At 71.4% G+C, this 14,991-nt stretch carries 16 protein-coding genes; 7 read left to right on the top strand and 9 right to left on the bottom strand.

The genetic code is table 11. From position 1 onward, the window contains the following. Positions 1-26: 26 nt before the first annotated feature. From HG542_RS19595 to recX, 4 genes are all read left to right on the top strand, one after another. The gene (locus HG542_RS19595) at positions 27-215 is read left to right on the top strand and encodes a DUF3046 domain-containing protein (protein WP_171083219.1); all 189 of its coding nucleotides are present in this window, start codon (positions 27-29) and stop codon (positions 213-215) included. A 123-nt stretch (positions 216-338) separates the two neighbouring features. After that, complete coding sequence (locus HG542_RS19590; RefSeq protein WP_227727550.1) at positions 339-1,538, top strand: AI-2E family transporter; 1,200 nt, start codon at positions 339-341, stop codon at positions 1,536-1,538. A gap of 176 nt (positions 1,539-1,714) precedes the next feature. Further along, positions 1,715-2,827, top strand: coding sequence for a recombinase RecA (gene recA, locus HG542_RS19585; protein WP_171083217.1), 1,113 nt, complete (start codon positions 1,715-1,717; stop codon positions 2,825-2,827). A 6-nt stretch (positions 2,828-2,833) separates the two neighbouring features. Continuing rightward, complete coding sequence (gene recX / locus HG542_RS19580; RefSeq protein WP_171083215.1) at positions 2,834-3,445, top strand: recombination regulator RecX; 612 nt, start codon at positions 2,834-2,836, stop codon at positions 3,443-3,445. On the opposite strand, the gene HG542_RS19575 is transcribed toward recX, so the two are convergent. From HG542_RS19575 to HG542_RS19545, 8 genes are all read right to left on the bottom strand, one after another. Then, positions 3,427-3,879, bottom strand: coding sequence for a rhodanese-like domain-containing protein (locus HG542_RS19575; RefSeq protein ID WP_171083213.1), 453 nt, complete (start codon positions 3,877-3,879; stop codon positions 3,427-3,429). The genes recX and HG542_RS19575 overlap by 19 nt on opposite strands. Continuing rightward, positions 3,876-4,409, bottom strand: a complete 534-nt coding sequence (locus tag HG542_RS19570; RefSeq protein WP_171083256.1) for a cupin domain-containing protein — start codon at positions 4,407-4,409, stop codon at positions 3,876-3,878. The genes HG542_RS19575 and HG542_RS19570 overlap by 4 nt, the downstream gene beginning before the upstream one ends. A 102-nt stretch (positions 4,410-4,511) precedes the next feature. Further along, positions 4,512-4,583, bottom strand: a complete 72-nt coding sequence (locus HG542_RS36050) for a putative leader peptide (RefSeq protein ID WP_358344363.1) — start codon at positions 4,581-4,583, stop codon at positions 4,512-4,514. Between the two features lie 47 nt (positions 4,584-4,630). Continuing rightward, positions 4,631-6,304 (bottom strand): FAD-dependent monooxygenase, encoded by a 1,674-nt coding sequence (locus HG542_RS19565; RefSeq protein ID WP_171083211.1) that lies wholly within the window; start codon positions 6,302-6,304, stop codon positions 4,631-4,633. Positions 6,305-6,525: 221 nt separating this feature from the next. Continuing rightward, positions 6,526-7,446 carry an amino acid ABC transporter permease gene (locus HG542_RS19560; protein ID WP_171083209.1) on the bottom strand — a complete coding sequence of 307 codons (921 nt, stop codon included), beginning with the start codon at positions 7,444-7,446 and terminating at the stop codon, positions 6,526-6,528. Further along, the gene (locus HG542_RS19555; RefSeq protein ID WP_171083208.1) at positions 7,443-8,093 is read right to left on the bottom strand and encodes an amino acid ABC transporter permease; all 651 of its coding nucleotides are present in this window, start codon (positions 8,091-8,093) and stop codon (positions 7,443-7,445) included. The genes HG542_RS19560 and HG542_RS19555 overlap by 4 nt, the downstream gene beginning before the upstream one ends. 30 nt (positions 8,094-8,123) lie before the next feature. After that, positions 8,124-9,053 carry a glutamate ABC transporter substrate-binding protein gene (locus tag HG542_RS19550; protein WP_171083206.1) on the bottom strand — a complete coding sequence of 310 codons (930 nt, stop codon included), beginning with the start codon at positions 9,051-9,053 and terminating at the stop codon, positions 8,124-8,126. Positions 9,054-9,183: 130 nt separating this feature from the next. Continuing rightward, a complete protein-coding gene (locus tag HG542_RS19545) occupies positions 9,184-9,960 on the bottom strand; it encodes an amino acid ABC transporter ATP-binding protein (protein WP_171083204.1) in 777 nt (258 codons plus the stop codon). Between the two features lie 252 nt (positions 9,961-10,212). Between HG542_RS19545 and HG542_RS19540 the strand changes: the two genes are divergently transcribed. Beyond that, positions 10,213-10,917, top strand: a complete 705-nt coding sequence (locus tag HG542_RS19540) for a response regulator transcription factor (RefSeq protein ID WP_171083203.1) — start codon at positions 10,213-10,215, stop codon at positions 10,915-10,917. 15 nt (positions 10,918-10,932) lie between these two features. Beyond that, on the top strand, positions 10,933-12,348 hold the full coding sequence (locus HG542_RS19535) for a sensor histidine kinase (RefSeq protein WP_171083201.1): 1,416 nt from the start codon (positions 10,933-10,935) through the stop codon (positions 12,346-12,348). Here the strand turns inward: HG542_RS19535 and HG542_RS19530 are convergent. Further along, on the bottom strand, positions 12,338-13,336 hold the full coding sequence (locus HG542_RS19530) for a TAXI family TRAP transporter solute-binding subunit (RefSeq protein WP_171083200.1): 999 nt from the start codon (positions 13,334-13,336) through the stop codon (positions 12,338-12,340). The two genes, HG542_RS19535 and HG542_RS19530, sit on opposite strands and share 11 nt — an antisense overlap. A gap of 126 nt (positions 13,337-13,462) precedes the next feature. On the opposite strand from HG542_RS19530, the gene miaB reads away from it, so the two are divergent. After that, positions 13,463-14,956, top strand: a complete 1,494-nt coding sequence (miaB, locus tag HG542_RS19525) for a tRNA (N6-isopentenyl adenosine(37)-C2)-methylthiotransferase MiaB (protein WP_171083198.1) — start codon at positions 13,463-13,465, stop codon at positions 14,954-14,956. Positions 14,957-14,991: the final 35 nt, after the last annotated feature.

The following is a 14,991-nucleotide window of genomic DNA, read 5'->3' as shown; positions in this document are numbered from 1 at the left end:
ACTCTCAGGGGCGGGATACTGGGTCCATGCGGTTGACGGTCTTCTGGCAGCGGATGGCGGATCATTTCGGCGCGGCGTACGCCGACTCCTTCGCGCGCGATCATGTGATGTCCGAGCTCGGCGGGAGGACCGTGCACCAGGCGCTGGACGCCGGCTGGAACGCCAAGGACGTGTGGCGCGCGGTGTGCCGGACGATGGAGATCCCCGAGCACTGACGCCGGCCGGCGGGACGCCGGAGGGACGGTGGCCTGGGCTGCCGGTGCTGCCGGTGCTGCCGGTGCTGCCGGTGCCGCCGGGGGCGTTCGGGGGTGTTTCGTCCCGTAGGTCAGACTTGCTCCGTGGCAGCCACCGACGACACCTCCCCGGACTCCCGACCGACCCGGCCCGGCGACGGCGCGCGCATGCCGCGCTGGCTGCCCCGGGCGGTCGTGGTGACGCTTGCCCTGTTCGCCTGCTTCCAGCTGGGCGTCTGGGCCTTCCATCAGCTCCTCGGGCTGCTGGTCGACATCCTGATCGCGTTCTTCCTGGCGCTCGCCGTCGAGCCCGCGGTGGACAGGATGGCCGCGCGCGGCATGCGGCGCGGTGCGGCGACCGGGCTGGTCTTCCTCGGCGTCGCCCTGGCGTTCACCGCGTTCTTCACCATGCTGGGCTCGATGCTCGCCGGGCAGATCCAGAACATCGTGGAGAACTTCCCCGCCTATCTGGACGCGGTGATCGGCTGGCTCAACCGGACGTTCCACACCAGGCTCTCCCGCGTCGAGATCCAGACGAGCCTGCTGCACTCCGACTGGCTGCAGAAGTACCTGCGCAACAGCGCAGGCGGGGTGCTGGACGTCTCGGCCACCGTCCTCGGCGGTCTGTTCCAGCTGCTGACCGTGGTGCTGTTCTCGTTCTACTTCGCGGCCGACGGCCCCCGGCTGCGCCGTGCCCTGTGCTCCGTCCTCCCGCCGCACCGGCAGACCGAGGTGCTGCGCGCCTGGGACCTCGCGGTGGCCAAGACCGGCGGCTACATCTACTCGCGCGCTCTGATGGCGCTCGTCTCCGGCGTCGCGCACTACGTCCTGTTCGTGGTCCTGGGCGTGCCCTATGCCCCGGCGCTCGCCATCTGGGTCGGACTGGTGTCGCAGTTCATCCCGACCATCGGCACCTACCTCGCGGGAGCGCTGCCGATGTTGCTCGCCTTCACCGTCGACCCCTGGTACGCGGTGTGGGTGCTCGCCTTCGTCGTGGTCTACCAGCAGTTCGAGAACTACGTGCTGCAGCCGCGCATCACCGCCAGGACCGTGGACATCCACCCGGCCGTCGCCTTCGGCTCGGTGATCGCGGGCACGGCGCTGCTCGGTGCGGTGGGCGCGCTCGTCGCGATCCCCGCGACGGCGACGCTGCAGGCGTTCCTCGGGGCGTACGTGAAGCGGTACGAACTCGTCGACGAGGCGGCCGCGGTGGCGGGAGAGGGGCCGCGGCGGCCGGGCGGGGAGGGGGGCGGGGGCCGTCCGCCGGCGCTCGTGCGGATGTTCCGGGCGCTCCGGGGACGGTGATTCCGAGGCCGGCGCGGCGCGCTTGACAGCAAAATCGAACATCCATTCTCATGGGTCTCCCCGGGCCGCGGAACCGAGTTTTCCACAGGCCGGGGCGACGCCCGGGCCGGTTGTCAGTGGCAGGCGCTAGCGTCGTGGACGTGAAGCGATCGACTCAAGCAAACCGGGTGGAACCCATGGCAGGCACCGACCGCGAGAAGGCGCTGGACGCCGCGCTCGCACAGATTGAACGGCAATTCGGCAAGGGCGCGGTCATGCGCCTGGGCGAGCGGCCGAACGAGCCGATCGAGGTCATCCCCACCGGCTCGACGGCCCTCGACGTCGCCCTCGGCGTCGGCGGCCTGCCGCGCGGCCGCGTGGTGGAGGTCTACGGGCCGGAGTCCTCCGGCAAGACCACCCTCACCCTGCACGCCGTGGCCAACGCCCAGCGCGCAGGCGGCACGGTGGCCTTCGTGGACGCCGAGCACGCCCTCGACCCCGAGTACGCCAAGAAGCTCGGGGTGGACATCGACAACCTGATCCTGTCCCAGCCGGACAACGGCGAGCAGGCTCTGGAGATCGTCGACATGCTGGTCCGCTCCGGCGCGCTCGACCTGATCGTCATCGACTCCGTGGCGGCCCTGGTGCCGCGCGCGGAGATCGAGGGCGAGATGGGCGACTCGCACGTGGGCCTCCAGGCCCGGCTGATGAGCCAGGCGCTCCGGAAGATCACCAGCGCGCTGAACCAGTCCAAGACCACCGCCATCTTCATCAACCAGCTCCGCGAGAAGATCGGCGTGATGTTCGGCTCCCCGGAGACCACGACCGGTGGCCGCGCGCTCAAGTTCTACGCCTCGGTGCGCATCGACATCCGCCGCATCGAGACCCTGAAGGACGGCACGGAGGCGGTCGGCAACCGCACCCGCTGCAAGGTCGTCAAGAACAAGGTCGCGCCCCCCTTCAAGCAGGCCGAGTTCGACATCCTCTACGGCCAGGGCATCAGCCGCGAGGGCGGCCTGATCGACATGGGCGTGGAGCACGGCTTCATCCGCAAGGCCGGTGCCTGGTACACCTACGAGGGCGACCAGCTCGGCCAGGGCAAGGAGAACGCCCGCAACTTCCTCAAGGACAACCCCGACCTCGCCAACGAGATCGAGAAGAAGATCAAGGAGAAGCTCGGCGTGGGCACCCGGCCCGAGGCGCCCGAGGCCGAGCCCGGCGCGGACGCCGCCGCGGGCGAGCCCGCCAAGTCCGTCCCGGCCCCGGCCAAGGCCACGGGCAAGGCCGCCAAGGCCACGGCCAAGAGCTAGCCCGCCATGTCCGGAACGAGGACGTGGCGGGAGAGCCGGCCGGAGTCGCATGCGGACGACCGTACGGGCGGCGGCGCCCCCGACCCGTCGAGGGCCGGGGACGGGGCGCCCCCGTCACCGGAGGAGCAGGCGCGGGCGATCTGCCTGCGCCTGCTCACCGGATCCCCCCGCACCCGCAGGCAGCTCGCCGACGCCCTGGCCAAGCGCGGCATACCGGCCGAGGCCGCCGAGGAAGTGCTCTCCCGGTTCGAGGACGTCGGGCTGATCGACGACGCGGCCTTCGCCGGGGCCTGGGTGGAGTCCCGGCACCGCGGCCGCGGGCTGGCCCGCCGCGCCCTGGCGCGCGAACTGCGCACCAAGGGCGTGGATTCCGCGCTGATCGACGAGGCGGTGGGGCAGCTCGACCCCGAGCAGGAGGAGCACACGGCCCGCGAGCTCGTCGAGCGCAAGCTGCGCAGCACCCGCGGCATGGACCGTGAGAAGCGGCTGCGCCGGCTCGTCGGGATGCTGGGCCGCAAGGGGTACTCCGAGGGTCTCGCCCTGCGCGTGGTGCGCCGGGTCCTGGAGGAGGAGGGCGAGGACCCCGAGCTGCTCGAGCACTACCTGCCCGGCGACTGACCCCCGCCCGGAAGCCGGCCCCCCTCCGGCGGCGTCCCGTCCCCGGAGGGCCGGGGGGCGGGCGGCTGCACCGGCAGTCCCGCCGCACGCCACGCCCGGAAGCCTCCGGACACGTCCGTGGCATGCCGCAGCCCGAGCCGGTGCAGGGAGACCGCTGCCAGGCTGGAGGCGTACCCCTCGTCGCAGATGACGACCACGCGCAGATCATGGCCGGTGGCCTCGGCCGCGCGGTGGGCGCAGGCAGGGTCCAGCCGCCACTCCAGCTCGTTGCGCTCGACCACCAGCGCCCCCGGGATCGTGCCGTCCCGTTCCCGCAGCGCCGCGTAGCGGATGTCGACCAGCAGCCCGCCCCCGGCCTGGACGGCGGCCGCCTCCGCCGGTTCGAGCCGGTCGAGCCCCGCCCGTGCCTCGGCCAGCAGCTCCTCCACCCTCATGCCCACTCCTGCGCCCACTCGATCTGCTCCAGCCTGAGCACCTGCCCGCTGCGGTGATAACGCCGCATCATCGGCAGCGGCGGGTAGTAGGCGTGCACCGACACCGCGTGCTCCGCCGAGGCGTTGAACACCTGGTGCACGTGGTGCGGCCCGAAGGCCCGCCCGTTGCCGCCCTCCAACTGCCGCTCGCGGTCGATGCCGTCGGCGAGTTCCAGCAGCTTCCAGCCCTCGGTGGGCAGCCGGGCGGCGAGCGACTGCTCGGTCAGCCGGCCCGCCGCCGTGGCGAAGGCGCCGTACGAACCGCCGTGGTCGTGCCAGCCGGTGCCGGCGCCCGGCGGCCAGCCGATGAGCCACGCCTCGCTGCCGCCCGGCCCCTCCAGGCGGATCCAGGTGCGCCCCTGCGGGTCCAGCGGCAGCGAGGTGACGAGCTCCGCGTCGGCCGCGACGCGGTACGCGAAGGCGAGAAGTTCCTTGGCCCCCGGCCTGCTTGGCGGCGCGTCGGACGGGGCGGGAGCGGTGGACGAAGGCAGGGGAGAAGACACAGGGACCGTCCTGGGTGATCGCGGCGGAAACGCGCAGCACCCGGGCACCCGCAGAGGCGGACGTGCCGGCAGGGCGCGCAGGGAAGCGGATCAGCAGGACGGACGACAGACGCAGCCCGCATAGCGGACGAGGTCCAGATGGACCCTCCGCCAGAAGAGCATGCTGCTGCCGGTCACACTCCGGACTCAACCATGGCGGAACGGGCGGGTCAACGGTTGGCCGCAGCCTCACTGGCTGCTCCGCCGGCCGCCTCCTCCTGCTCCTCGGGCGCCGGCGCACCGCCCGCCGCTCCGCCCCTCGCGGCGTCCGCGCACGCGTACAGCTCCGCGGGCCGCACCCCGGCAAGCGCCGCCACCAGGTGCCCGTCCGGCCGCACCACCAGCACGGTGTGCGCCGCAGCCCCCGGATACCCTTCGGCGACCAGCAGTTCGGCCCGCATGGGCAGCGCGGAGACCGCCGCCGCGAGCCTCGGCATCAGCCCCGCCCCGAGCCAGTGCCGGCGCTCCCACACCCCCGTCCCCGGGGCCACGAGAACCACGAGCAGATCGCCGCCGAGCCGCTCGTGCAGCAGCACTTCCGCGCCGTCCGGATCCGTCACCGGCACGTCGGCGACCCGCTCGCCCACAGCCGTCCCGACCGGCACGGCCCCCGCGGGTGGGGCGGCCGGTGTCAGGGGCGTACGGGCGTACACCGGCAGCGCACCGAGTGCTCCGCGCCCCAAGTGGCCCTCGGTGAGCAGGAGATCGTGGGTGCGTGCGGTGCCCGGCAGCACCGCGCGCCGCACAGTGCGCCATCCGCCCCCGGCGCGCACCGAAGGCAATGCGCGGTCGGCGGCACGCAGCCGGGCCACGATCGCCGCCCGCCGCTCCGCCTGGTAGCTGTCGAGCAGCGCGTCCGAGGCGCCGTGGTGCCAGGCGAGCGCCAGCTTCCAGGCGAGGTTGCCGGCATCCTGCAGCCCCTCGTCCAGTCCCTGGGTGCCCAGGGCCCCCAGGAGGTGCGCGGCGTCCCCGGCGAGGAAGGCGCGCCCGCTGCGCCAGCGGCGCGCGAGGCGGTGGTGCACGGCGTGCACCCCGGTGTCCAGCAGTTCGTACGCCGGCGTCTCGCCGCACCACAGCGCCAGTGAGTCGTCGATGTGGGCCAACAGGGCGTCGGGAGTGACCAGTCCGCCGTCCGGCGGCAGCAGCCAGTCGAGCCGCCACACCCCGCCCGGCAGCGGGCGGGCCGTCACCTCGCTGCCGCGCGGCGGCGCACGGTGCAGCACCGCCTCGCCCGGCCACGGCAGTTCGGTGCGCAGGGCGGCGACCGCGAACCGCTCCACGGCCGTGCGCCCGGGGAAGCGGGCACCGGTGAGCTTGCGGACGACCGAGCGGGCGCCGTCACAGCCGACCAGATAACTCGCCCGCCAGGCCGTGCTGTTGTCGCTCCGGGTGCGTGCGGTGATGCCGGAGGCGTCCTGCGTCAGGATGGTCAGCCGGTGGCCGCGGGCGATCGTCACGCCGTCGGCACCGGCCAGTGCGGCCTGCAGCTCCCGCAGGAGCGCGTGCTGGGGCAGATGCAGCGGAGACGGTTCTCCGGGAGGCCGGCCGCTCTCCTCGTCCTCCTCGGTGTCCCCCGGCGTCTCGAAGGGCACCTGCAGGGTCACGGTCCGGCGGTGCAGCGTCCGCCAGCCCGTCCACCGGCTGCCCTCCGTCGTGGCGCAGCCGAGCCGTTCCAGCAGGGCGGCGGTCTCCGGCCGCAGCACGACCGTGCGGGCCGGGCGCCGCTCCTCGAGATTCTCCTCCGCGGTTTCGTCCAGGACGACCACGGGGACGTCGTACCGGGCGAGGGCCAGGGCGAGGGTGAGACCGACCGGACCGGCCCCGACGACGATCACCGGGTCCACGGCACGGCCCCCTGACGAGTGCGGCGGCCGGTCGTCCCTGCACCGGCGCGGTGCGTACGGGACGTACAGGGACTGCCAGGGGGAAAACGGTGCGCGATCACAGAACGTATGCAACCCATTGCTGCTGCTTGCGTCAAGTGATCAACGGCTTTGCCGCGGCGCGCCGTACGCGTGCGCCCCGCCGGTCCACAGGAACCGACGAGGCGTCAGCGGCGGCCGGATCAGTCGGCCTTGGGGACGTCCGCGCCGGAGGCGCCGGGGTCGCCCGCGGCGGCGCTGTGCCCGGGATCGGCCATGACGACCGCACCGGTGGCGGCCAGCGGCGGCGGGGTGCCCTTGCGCGAGCGTTTCGTGCGCCGTTCGACCCACGTGGCGACGGACGACAGTGCCAGGCACAGCAGTACGTAGATCGACCCGAAGACGATGACCATCGGGATGAAGGCGTAGACACCGTTCACCGGAGGCGTCTGCTGCGCAAAGGACTTGCCGACGAACAGCAGCTCCTCGTACAGGATGATGAAGCCGAGCGAGGTGTCCTTGAGGGTGACCACGAGCTGGCTGATGATCGAGGGCAGCATCGTGCGGACGGCCTGGGGGACGAGCACGGTCGTCATCACCTGGGTCTTGCGCAGCCCCAGTGCGAAGGCGGCTTCGCTCTGGCCCCGGGGCACGGCATTGATGCCGGAGCGGAAGATCTCCGCCTGTACGGAGCCGTTGTAGAGCATCAAGCCGATGACCAGGGCCCACATGGGGTCCGACGTGAACACCGCCGCGTACAGCAGGAAGATCATGATGAGCAGCGGCATCGCCCGGAAGAACTCCACGAGCACGGTGGCCGCCCAGCGCACCGGTTTGTGGTCGGACAGGCGGGCGGTGGCCAGCACGGTGCCCAGGACGAGGGAGAGTGCGGCGGCGACGGCGAAGGTCTTGAGCGTGGTGAGCAGGCCGTCGACGATGCGCTGCTGGGTGTCCGTGTACTCGTAGGCGCTCCACAGCCCGCCCTGGAACTGCCCTGTGGCGTCCAGCCGGTGAACGGCGAAGGCGATCAGGCCGAGCAGTACGACGGCGGCCAGGATCCCGTAGATGCGGTTGCGTGCCTGTGCCTTCGGCCCCGGGACGTCGTACAGGACGCTGCCGCTCATCGGGCCACCGCCAGCCGGTTCTCCAGCAGCCGGAACAGGCCGCTGATGGTGAACGTGATGATGATGTAGCAGAGCGCGATCCACAGGAAGATCACGTAAATGTTGTAGCCCGCAGCGGCGTTGAGGGTCTTCTGCACGGAACCGAGCTCGCTGACGTTGAAGCCCGAGGCGATCGCCGTGTTCTTGGCCAGGGCGATCAGCAGGCTGCCGATGGGGGGTATCGCGGTACGGGTGGCCTGGGGCAGCACGATCTGCGTCAGTGTCTGCCCGAAGGTCATCCCGATCGAACGGGCGGCCTCCGCCTGGCCCACCGGCACGGCGTTGATGCCCGAGCGGACGGCCTCGCAGATGAAGGCCGAGGTGTAGCACCCCAGGGCCAGCACGGCGAGCCAGAAGGAGTCCCAGCCCTTCAGACCGAGCGCAGGCAGCCCCAGGGTGACGGCGAGGAAGAGCAGCACCAGCGGGGTGTTGCGCAGCAGCGTCACCCACGTCGTGCCGAACACCCGCAGCGCCGGCACCGGAGAGACGCGGAACGCCGCGACGAGGGTGCCCAGCACCAGGGCCAGCAGCGCACTGAGCGCTGTCAGTTCAACAGTGCCGACAAACCCTTCGCGGAACATCGCGAAGTTGTCCGACAGAACGTTCACATCAACTCTCCGGGAATCGCGTCCTGCCGGTCAGTACCGCTCGATCGCGGGCGGCGCGGGCGCCTGAGTGCCCGAGAGACCCAGCGTGGCGTCGTACGCCTTCTTCCAGTCGCCGTTCTTCTCGTGTGCCTCGATGGCCTTGTTCACCGCCTCGCGCAGCGCCGCGTCGTCTTTCTTCAGACCCACGCCGTAGGGCTCCTTGGAGAACGGCTTGCCGACGACCTTCAGCGCGCCCTTGTTCTCGGCCGCGTAGCCCTTGAGGATCGCGTCGTCCGTCGTGACCGCGTCCACCGTGCCGTTGACGAGGTCCTGGACGCACAACTGGTAGCCCTGCTGCGCCTTGGCCTCGGCCACGCCGTACTTGGGCTCCTTGATGCGCTGCAGCGGCGTCGAACCGGTCGCCGAGCAGACCTTCTTGCCCTTCAGGTCCTCCGGTCCCTTGACGGAGCTGTCGGCCTTCACGAGCAGGTCCTGGCCGGCGACGTAGTACGGGCCGGCGAAGCCGACCTGCTTCTTGCGCTCGTCGTTGATCGTGTACGTGCCGACGTACAGGTCGACGCCGCCGCTGGCGATCTGTGTCTCCCGGGCTTCGGAAGGCACCGTCTTGAAGGTGATGTGCTTCTCGTCGAACCCCAGATCGGCCGCGATCATCCGGGCGATCTCCACGTCGAAGCCGGTGCGCTTCTTGGTGCCCGGGTTCTCGTAACCCAGGCCGGGCTGGTCGGCCTTGGTGCCGATCGTGATGGTCTTGCCCTTGATCTTCTCGAAGACCGGCGACCCCTTGACGTCGGCCGATGTGTTCACCGGATACGTCGGCACCGCGGGGGCCGACGCGCCCCCGGACGCCTTGTCGCCCTTGTCACCGTTGTCGTTCGGGCTGCCCGACTTGCCGCACGCGGTCGCGGACGCGGCGAGCGCCAGCACCACGACGGCCGCTGCAGCGGTATTGCGGAGCTTCATGAAGAACTTCCTTTGCGTCTGCGGGCGTTGCCCGGCCTTCGGTCCGGCGGGGGAGGCACAGCGAGGAGAAGCACAAGGGAGGTTTGGAACGCGCCGTCCGCAGAAGGTCGGAGGGCTCGGACGAAGCGGTTCAGTGGTGCAGGATCTTCGACAGGAAGTCCTTGGCCCGGTCGCTGCGGGGATTGCTGAAGAACTGGTCCGGCCGCGCTTCCTCGACGATCCGGCCGTCCGCCATGAAGACCACCCGGTGTGCGGCGGAGCGTGCGAAGCCCATCTCATGGGTGACGACCACCATCGTCATGCCGTCCCGGGCGAGTTGCTGCATGACCTCCAGCACCTCGTTGATCATCTCCGGGTCCAGCGCCGAGGTCGGCTCGTCGAAGAGCATCACCTTGGGATCCATGGCCAGCGCGCGGGCGATCGCCACCCGCTGCTGCTGTCCGCCGGAGAGCTGCGCGGGGTACTTGTCCGCCTGACCGCCCACGCCGACCCGGTCGAGCAGGGTCCGGGCAGTGGCCTCGGCCTCCTTGCGGTCCTTCTTGCGGACCTTCGTCTGCCCCAGTGTCACGTTCTCCAGAACGGTCTTGTGGGCGAAGAGGTTGAACGACTGGAAGACCATCCCCACGTCCGCCCGCAGCCGCGCCAGTTCCTTCCCCTCCTGCGGCAGCGGCCGCCCGTCGACCGTGATGGAGCCCGAGTCCGTCGTCTCCAGCCGGTTGATCGTCCGGCACAGCGTCGACTTGCCGGACCCCGAGGGACCGATGACGACCACGACCTCGCCGCGCGCGATGGTCAAGTCGATGTCCTGGAGCACATGCAGCGCGCCGAAGTGTTTGTTGACCTTGTTCAGGACGACCAGTGCGTCCGCGGCGGGCGCCGCGTCCTTGGTCACCGATACCTCGCTCATCGGCGTTCCTCGCTCCGTCCTCCTCGGTTGGGGAGGACCCTAATGAGCCGCAACGACCAGCGTCATTACATCTGAGCTGAAATTGAGCATAACGATCCGGCTTCGACCCGCCACCGTGTGTACACGGGGCCTCCTGCCGTACAGGCGTACCGGGTGCATAACGGAAGGCTCCCCGCGGGCAGAACCCTCTTGACGCACCGGGCATCCATCGGCGTGGATTCGGTGTTGCCGCACCAGCCGCGCGGAGGGCCGATGAGACTGCTGCTCGTGGAGGACGACGACCATGTCGCCGCGGCCCTGTCGGCCGTCCTCGCCCGGCACGGCTTCGACGTCACCCATGCCCGCAGCGGCGAGGAGGCGCTCGAAGCCCTGCTGCCCGCGACAGGCGCGCCGTTCGGGGTCGTCCTGCTCGACCTCGGGCTGCCCGGACAGGACGGCTTCGAGGTCTGCGACAGGATCCGCAAGCGCACGGCCATGCCCGTCATCATGGTCACGGCCCGGGCGGACACCCGCTCGAAGATCCACGGTCTCAACCTCGGCGCCGACGACTACGTGGTCAAGCCCTACGACACAGGGGAGTTGCTCGCCCGCATCCACGCCGTCGCCCGGCGCACACCGCCCGCCGAGAGCCCTCCGGCCGGGCAGCACGACCCCGGCGGGCCGAACGCGCTGCGGCTGGGGCCCGTCATCATCGAGGTGCCCACCCGCCGGGTCTCCGTGAACGGCACCACCGTCCCCCTCACCCGCAAGGAGTTCGATCTGCTGGCGCTGCTCGCCCAGCGCCCCGGAGTGGTCTTCCGGCGCGAGCAGATCATCAGCGAGGTGTGGCGCACCAGTTGGGAGGGGACCGGGCGCACGCTCGAAGTACACGTGGCCTCGCTCCGCTCCAAGCTGGGACTGCCCGCGCTCATCGAGACGGTCCGGGGCGTCGGCTACCGGCTCGTCGTCCCGGCGTGAGGACCGTACCCGCCCGTGCGCACCCGACTTCTGCCGCTGCTCATCGTCCTCATGGCAGGCGTGCTGCTCGCCCTCGGCCTGCCGCTCGCGGCCGGCATGGCCGCCGTGCAGCAGCAACGGGTGGTCGTCGACCGCATCGACGACACCGCCCGCTTCGCCGCGCTCGCACAGTTCGTCACCACCAGCGCCGTCGAACCCGCCGCGGCGGCGGACGAACGGCTGCACACCCTGCAGGCCGAACTCGCCCGCTACCAGGACCTCTACGGCATTCGGGCCGGTGTCTTCTACCGCAACAGCAAGGCCATGGCCGTCGCCCCCGCCGACTGGTCGGTACCGCCGACCGGGGAGGGCGGCCAGGCCTTCCAGGAGGCCCTCGCGGGCCGGCGCAGCCACGATCCGCAGCAGGTCTGGCCCTGGCGGCGCAGCCGGCTCACCGTCGCGTCGCCCGTCATCCGGGACGGTGACGTCGTGGCGGTCGTCGTCACCGAGTCGCCCACGGGGCAGCTGCGTTCACGGATCCTGCACGGCTGGCTGGTGCTCGCGGCCGGCGAGACCGCGGCCATGCTGGTGGCGGTCGGGGCGGCCTTCCGGCTCACCGGGTGGGTGCTGCGTCCCGTCCGCACCCTCGACGCGGCGGCCCACGGCATAGCCACCGGCCGGATGAACTCCCGGGTGGCCGCCGACTCCGGCCCGCCCGAACTGCGCCGCCTGGCCCGGTCGTTCAACGAGATGGCCGACAACGTCGAGAACGTCCTCGAACAGCAGCGCGCGTTCGTCGCCGACGCCTCGCACCAGCTCCGCAACCCGCTCGCCGCACTGCTGCTGCGCATCGACCTGCTGGCACTGGACCTTCCCGAGGGCCACGACGAGGTGTCCTCCGTGCGTACGGAGGGCCGGCGGCTGGCACGCGTCCTGGACGACCTGCTGGACCTCGCGCTGGCCGAGCACGCCGCCGCCGATCTTCAGGTGACCGACATCGCCGGCCTCGTCCGCGACCGGGTGGACGCCTGGACCTCCGTCGCCCACCGGGAACGCGTCGCACTCGCCTACCACGGACCCGCCGCCGTGACCGGCTGGGCCGATCCGGTGGCCCTCTCCAGCGCGCTCGACGCGGTCGTCGACAACGCCCTCAAGTTCACGCCCGCGGAGGCCCGCGTCGAGGTCGTCGTGGAGGCCGCGGCCGACCGCGTCACCGTCACCGTCGCCGACGAGGGGCCCGGCCTGGCCGACGACGAACTCGCCCGCATCGGCGACCGCTTCTGGCGCAGCAGCCGTCACCAGAACGTCTCCGGGTCCGGCCTCGGCCTGTCCATCTCGCGTGCCCTCCTGGCCGCAGGCGGCGCCACTCTCTCGTACGCCCGGAACGATCCCTGCGGGCTGCGGGCGACCATCACCGTGCCCCGCACGGCGGGGGAGGACGTCAGGGCTTGACCGACACGTAGTAGCGCCGCGCACCCGCGTGCAGCTGCACCGGGTCGGTGAAGACGGCCGTCCGGAGGTCCACTTTCTGTGCCGCGTGGACGTACGTGCCGATGCGGTCACGGCTTCGGATGACCGTCCGGGTGATGCCCTCGGTGAGGTCCGGGTCGGTGCTGTCCAGGGTCAGCAGGAGGTTCGCCACCGCGATGGTGTTCACCGGACCGGCATCGTGCAGCTCCGGGTAGGCGTCCAGCGGCATCACCGCGGCCCGGTAGAAACGCATCTGAGGTCCTTGAGCGTGCAGTGGGCCGATCAGATCGCCGAGTTGGACCAGCCGGACGGGCGTTCTCCTGCCGAGCTGCCCGATGGTGGTGGTGGGCAGACCGCCCGACCAGAAGAACGCATCCAGCTCGCCGCTCTCCAGCATCGCGGGCGCCTTGTCGAGACCGACCCGCACGGGTGTGACGTCCCTGTCGAATCCGAGCCGCGCAGCGGCCAGCAGCCGGCGGCTGATCAGCTGGACTCCCGACTCGTCCGCCCCCACCCCGACGCGCAGCCCCTTCAGGTCCCGTACGGACTGCACGGGCGAGTCCTTGCGGACCACGAGGTGTATGTAGTCGTCGTACAGCCGCGCGCACGCGCGCAGTCGCGCGGCACCCGGCTGCCGCTCGTTCTGGTAGGCGGCCACGGCGTCGGATGCGGCCAGGACGAAGTCCGCTCTGCGCGATGTGAGCAGCCGGATGTTGTCGGGCGAGCCCCGGCTGTAGCGGATGGCGACGTCCAGATCGGGCAGGTCCCGTGCCAGGTCCTCCTTCAGGAGCGTGCCGTACTTCGCGTACACGCCGCTCGGTGCGCCCGTCGCAAGGGAGATCCGCCCGCCCGGCAGCGGCCGCCGGTCCGACGGCAGCAGCCACCACGCCAGCAGCACGAGCACCGCGGCGGCCACCGCGCCCGTCCGCAGCGGGCAGCGCCGGGCCGGATGCGGCGGTCGGGGAGCCATGGGCGGATCCTGCCAGCCCGCCCGGCGGTCGGGAAGAGCCGCGGAGAAGCGGGGAGAGGCGGGGGAGAGTCCGGGCCGACGGAAGAAGCGAGCTGTCCGGCCGACCACGTACCCTGGTCGATTGAGATGAGTGCGAAGACATACGAGGTGCGCACCTACGGGTGCCAGATGAACGTCCATGACTCCGAGCGGCTGTCCGGCCTGCTGGAGGATGCGGGCTACGTCCGCGCGCCCGAGGGCACCGCCGAGGGTGACGCCGACGTCGTCGTCTTCAACACCTGCGCGGTGCGGGAGAACGCCGACAACAAGCTGTACGGCAATCTCGGCCGGCTGGCGCCGATGAAGACGAAGCGGCCCGGCATGCAGATCGCCGTCGGCGGCTGCCTCGCCCAGAAGGACCGCGACACCATCGTCAAGCGGGCCCCCTGGGTCGACGTGGTCTTCGGCACGCACAACATCGGCAAGCTGCCCGTCCTGCTGGAGCGCGCCCGCGTCCAGGAGGAGGCACAGGTCGAGATCGCCGAGTCGCTGGAGGCGTTCCCCTCGACGCTGCCCACGCGGCGCGAGAGCGCGTACGCGGCCTGGGTGTCCATCTCCGTCGGCTGCAACAACACCTGCACCTTCTGCATCGTCCCGGCGCTGCGCGGCAAGGAGAAGGACCGCCGCCCCGGCGACATCCTCGCCGAGGTCGAGGCGCTCGTCGCCGAGGGCGTCAGCGAGATCACCCTGCTCGGCCAGAACGTCAACGCCTACGGCTCCGACATCGGTGACCGCGAGGCGTTCTCCAAGCTGCTGCGCGCCTGCGGGAAGATCGAGGGCCTGGAGCGCGTCCGCTTCACCTCGCCGCACCCGCGCGACTTCACCGACGACGTGATCGCCGCCATGGCCGAGACGCCGAACGTGATGCCGCAGCTGCACATGCCGCTGCAGTCCGGCTCGGACACCGTGCTCAAGGCGATGCGCCGCTCGTACCGCCAGGAGCGCTTCCTCGGCATCATCGAGAAGGTGCGCGCCGCCATGCCGGACGCCGCCATCTCCACCGACATCATCGTGGGCTTCCCCGGCGAGACCGAGGAGGACTTCGAGCAGACCATGCACGTCGTGCGCGAGGCCCGCTTCGCGCAGGCCTTCACCTTCCAGTACTCCAAGCGCCCCGGCACGCCGGCCGCCGAGATGGACGGCCAGATCCCCAAGGAGGTCGTGCAGGCGCGCTACGAGCGTCTGGTGGCCCTCCAGGAGGAGATCTCCTGGGAGGAGAACAAGAAGCAGGTCGGCCGCACGCTGGAGGTCATGGTCGCCGAGGGCGAGGGCCGCAAGGACGACGCCACGCAGCGGCTGTCCGGCCGGGCCGCCGACAACCGCCTCGTGCACTTCGCCAAGCCCGCCGAGCCGGTCCGCCCCGGCGACGTCGTCACCGTCGAGATCACCTACGCCGCGCCGCACCACCTGCTCGCCGAAGGCCCCGCCAAGGCCGTGCGCCGCACGCGCGCGGGCGACGCGTGGGAGAAGCGCAACGCCGCGGAGGCCGCCAAGCCCAAGGGCGTGATGCTGGGCATCCCGGCCATCGGCGCCCCTGCTCCCTCCCCGGCCCCGGCCTCCGCGGGCTGCGGCTGCGACTGACCCGCTCCGGCGGATTCCGCCCCGTCACCCGGCCC

It is taken from the genome of Streptomyces morookaense, assembly GCF_013030945.1.
In the GTDB taxonomy this organism is placed as follows: domain Bacteria; phylum Actinomycetota; class Actinomycetes; order Streptomycetales; family Streptomycetaceae; genus Streptomyces; species Streptomyces morookaensis.
The sequence above is the reverse complement of the archived record's forward strand: the minus strand, read 5'-3'. Positions and strand labels throughout refer to the sequence as shown.

What these genes read in the sequence shown, in the direction of transcription:
- HG542_RS19595 (WP_171083219.1), top strand. Translation starts at nt 27, where the DNA reads ATGCGGTTGACGGTCTTCTGGCAGCGGATGGCGGATCATTTCGGCGCG.
- recA (WP_171083217.1), top strand. Translation starts at nt 1,715, where the DNA reads ATGGCAGGCACCGACCGCGAGAAGGCGCTGGACGCCGCGCTCGCACAG.
- recX (WP_171083215.1), top strand. Translation starts at nt 2,834, where the DNA reads ATGTCCGGAACGAGGACGTGGCGGGAGAGCCGGCCGGAGTCGCATGCG.
- HG542_RS19575 (WP_171083213.1), bottom strand. Translation starts at nt 3,879, where the DNA reads ATGAGGGTGGAGGAGCTGCTGGCCGAGGCACGGGCGGGGCTCGACCGG.
- HG542_RS19560 (WP_171083209.1), bottom strand. Translation starts at nt 7,446, where the DNA reads ATGAGCGGCAGCGTCCTGTACGACGTCCCGGGGCCGAAGGCACAGGCA.
- HG542_RS19550 (WP_171083206.1), bottom strand. Translation starts at nt 9,053, where the DNA reads ATGAAGCTCCGCAATACCGCTGCAGCGGCCGTCGTGGTGCTGGCGCTC.
- HG542_RS19545 (WP_171083204.1), bottom strand. Translation starts at nt 9,960, where the DNA reads ATGAGCGAGGTATCGGTGACCAAGGACGCGGCGCCCGCCGCGGACGCA.
- HG542_RS19540 (WP_171083203.1), top strand. Translation starts at nt 10,213, where the DNA reads ATGAGACTGCTGCTCGTGGAGGACGACGACCATGTCGCCGCGGCCCTG.
- HG542_RS19530 (WP_171083200.1), bottom strand. Translation starts at nt 13,336, where the DNA reads ATGGCTCCCCGACCGCCGCATCCGGCCCGGCGCTGCCCGCTGCGGACG.
- miaB (WP_171083198.1), top strand. Translation starts at nt 13,463, where the DNA reads ATGAGTGCGAAGACATACGAGGTGCGCACCTACGGGTGCCAGATGAAC.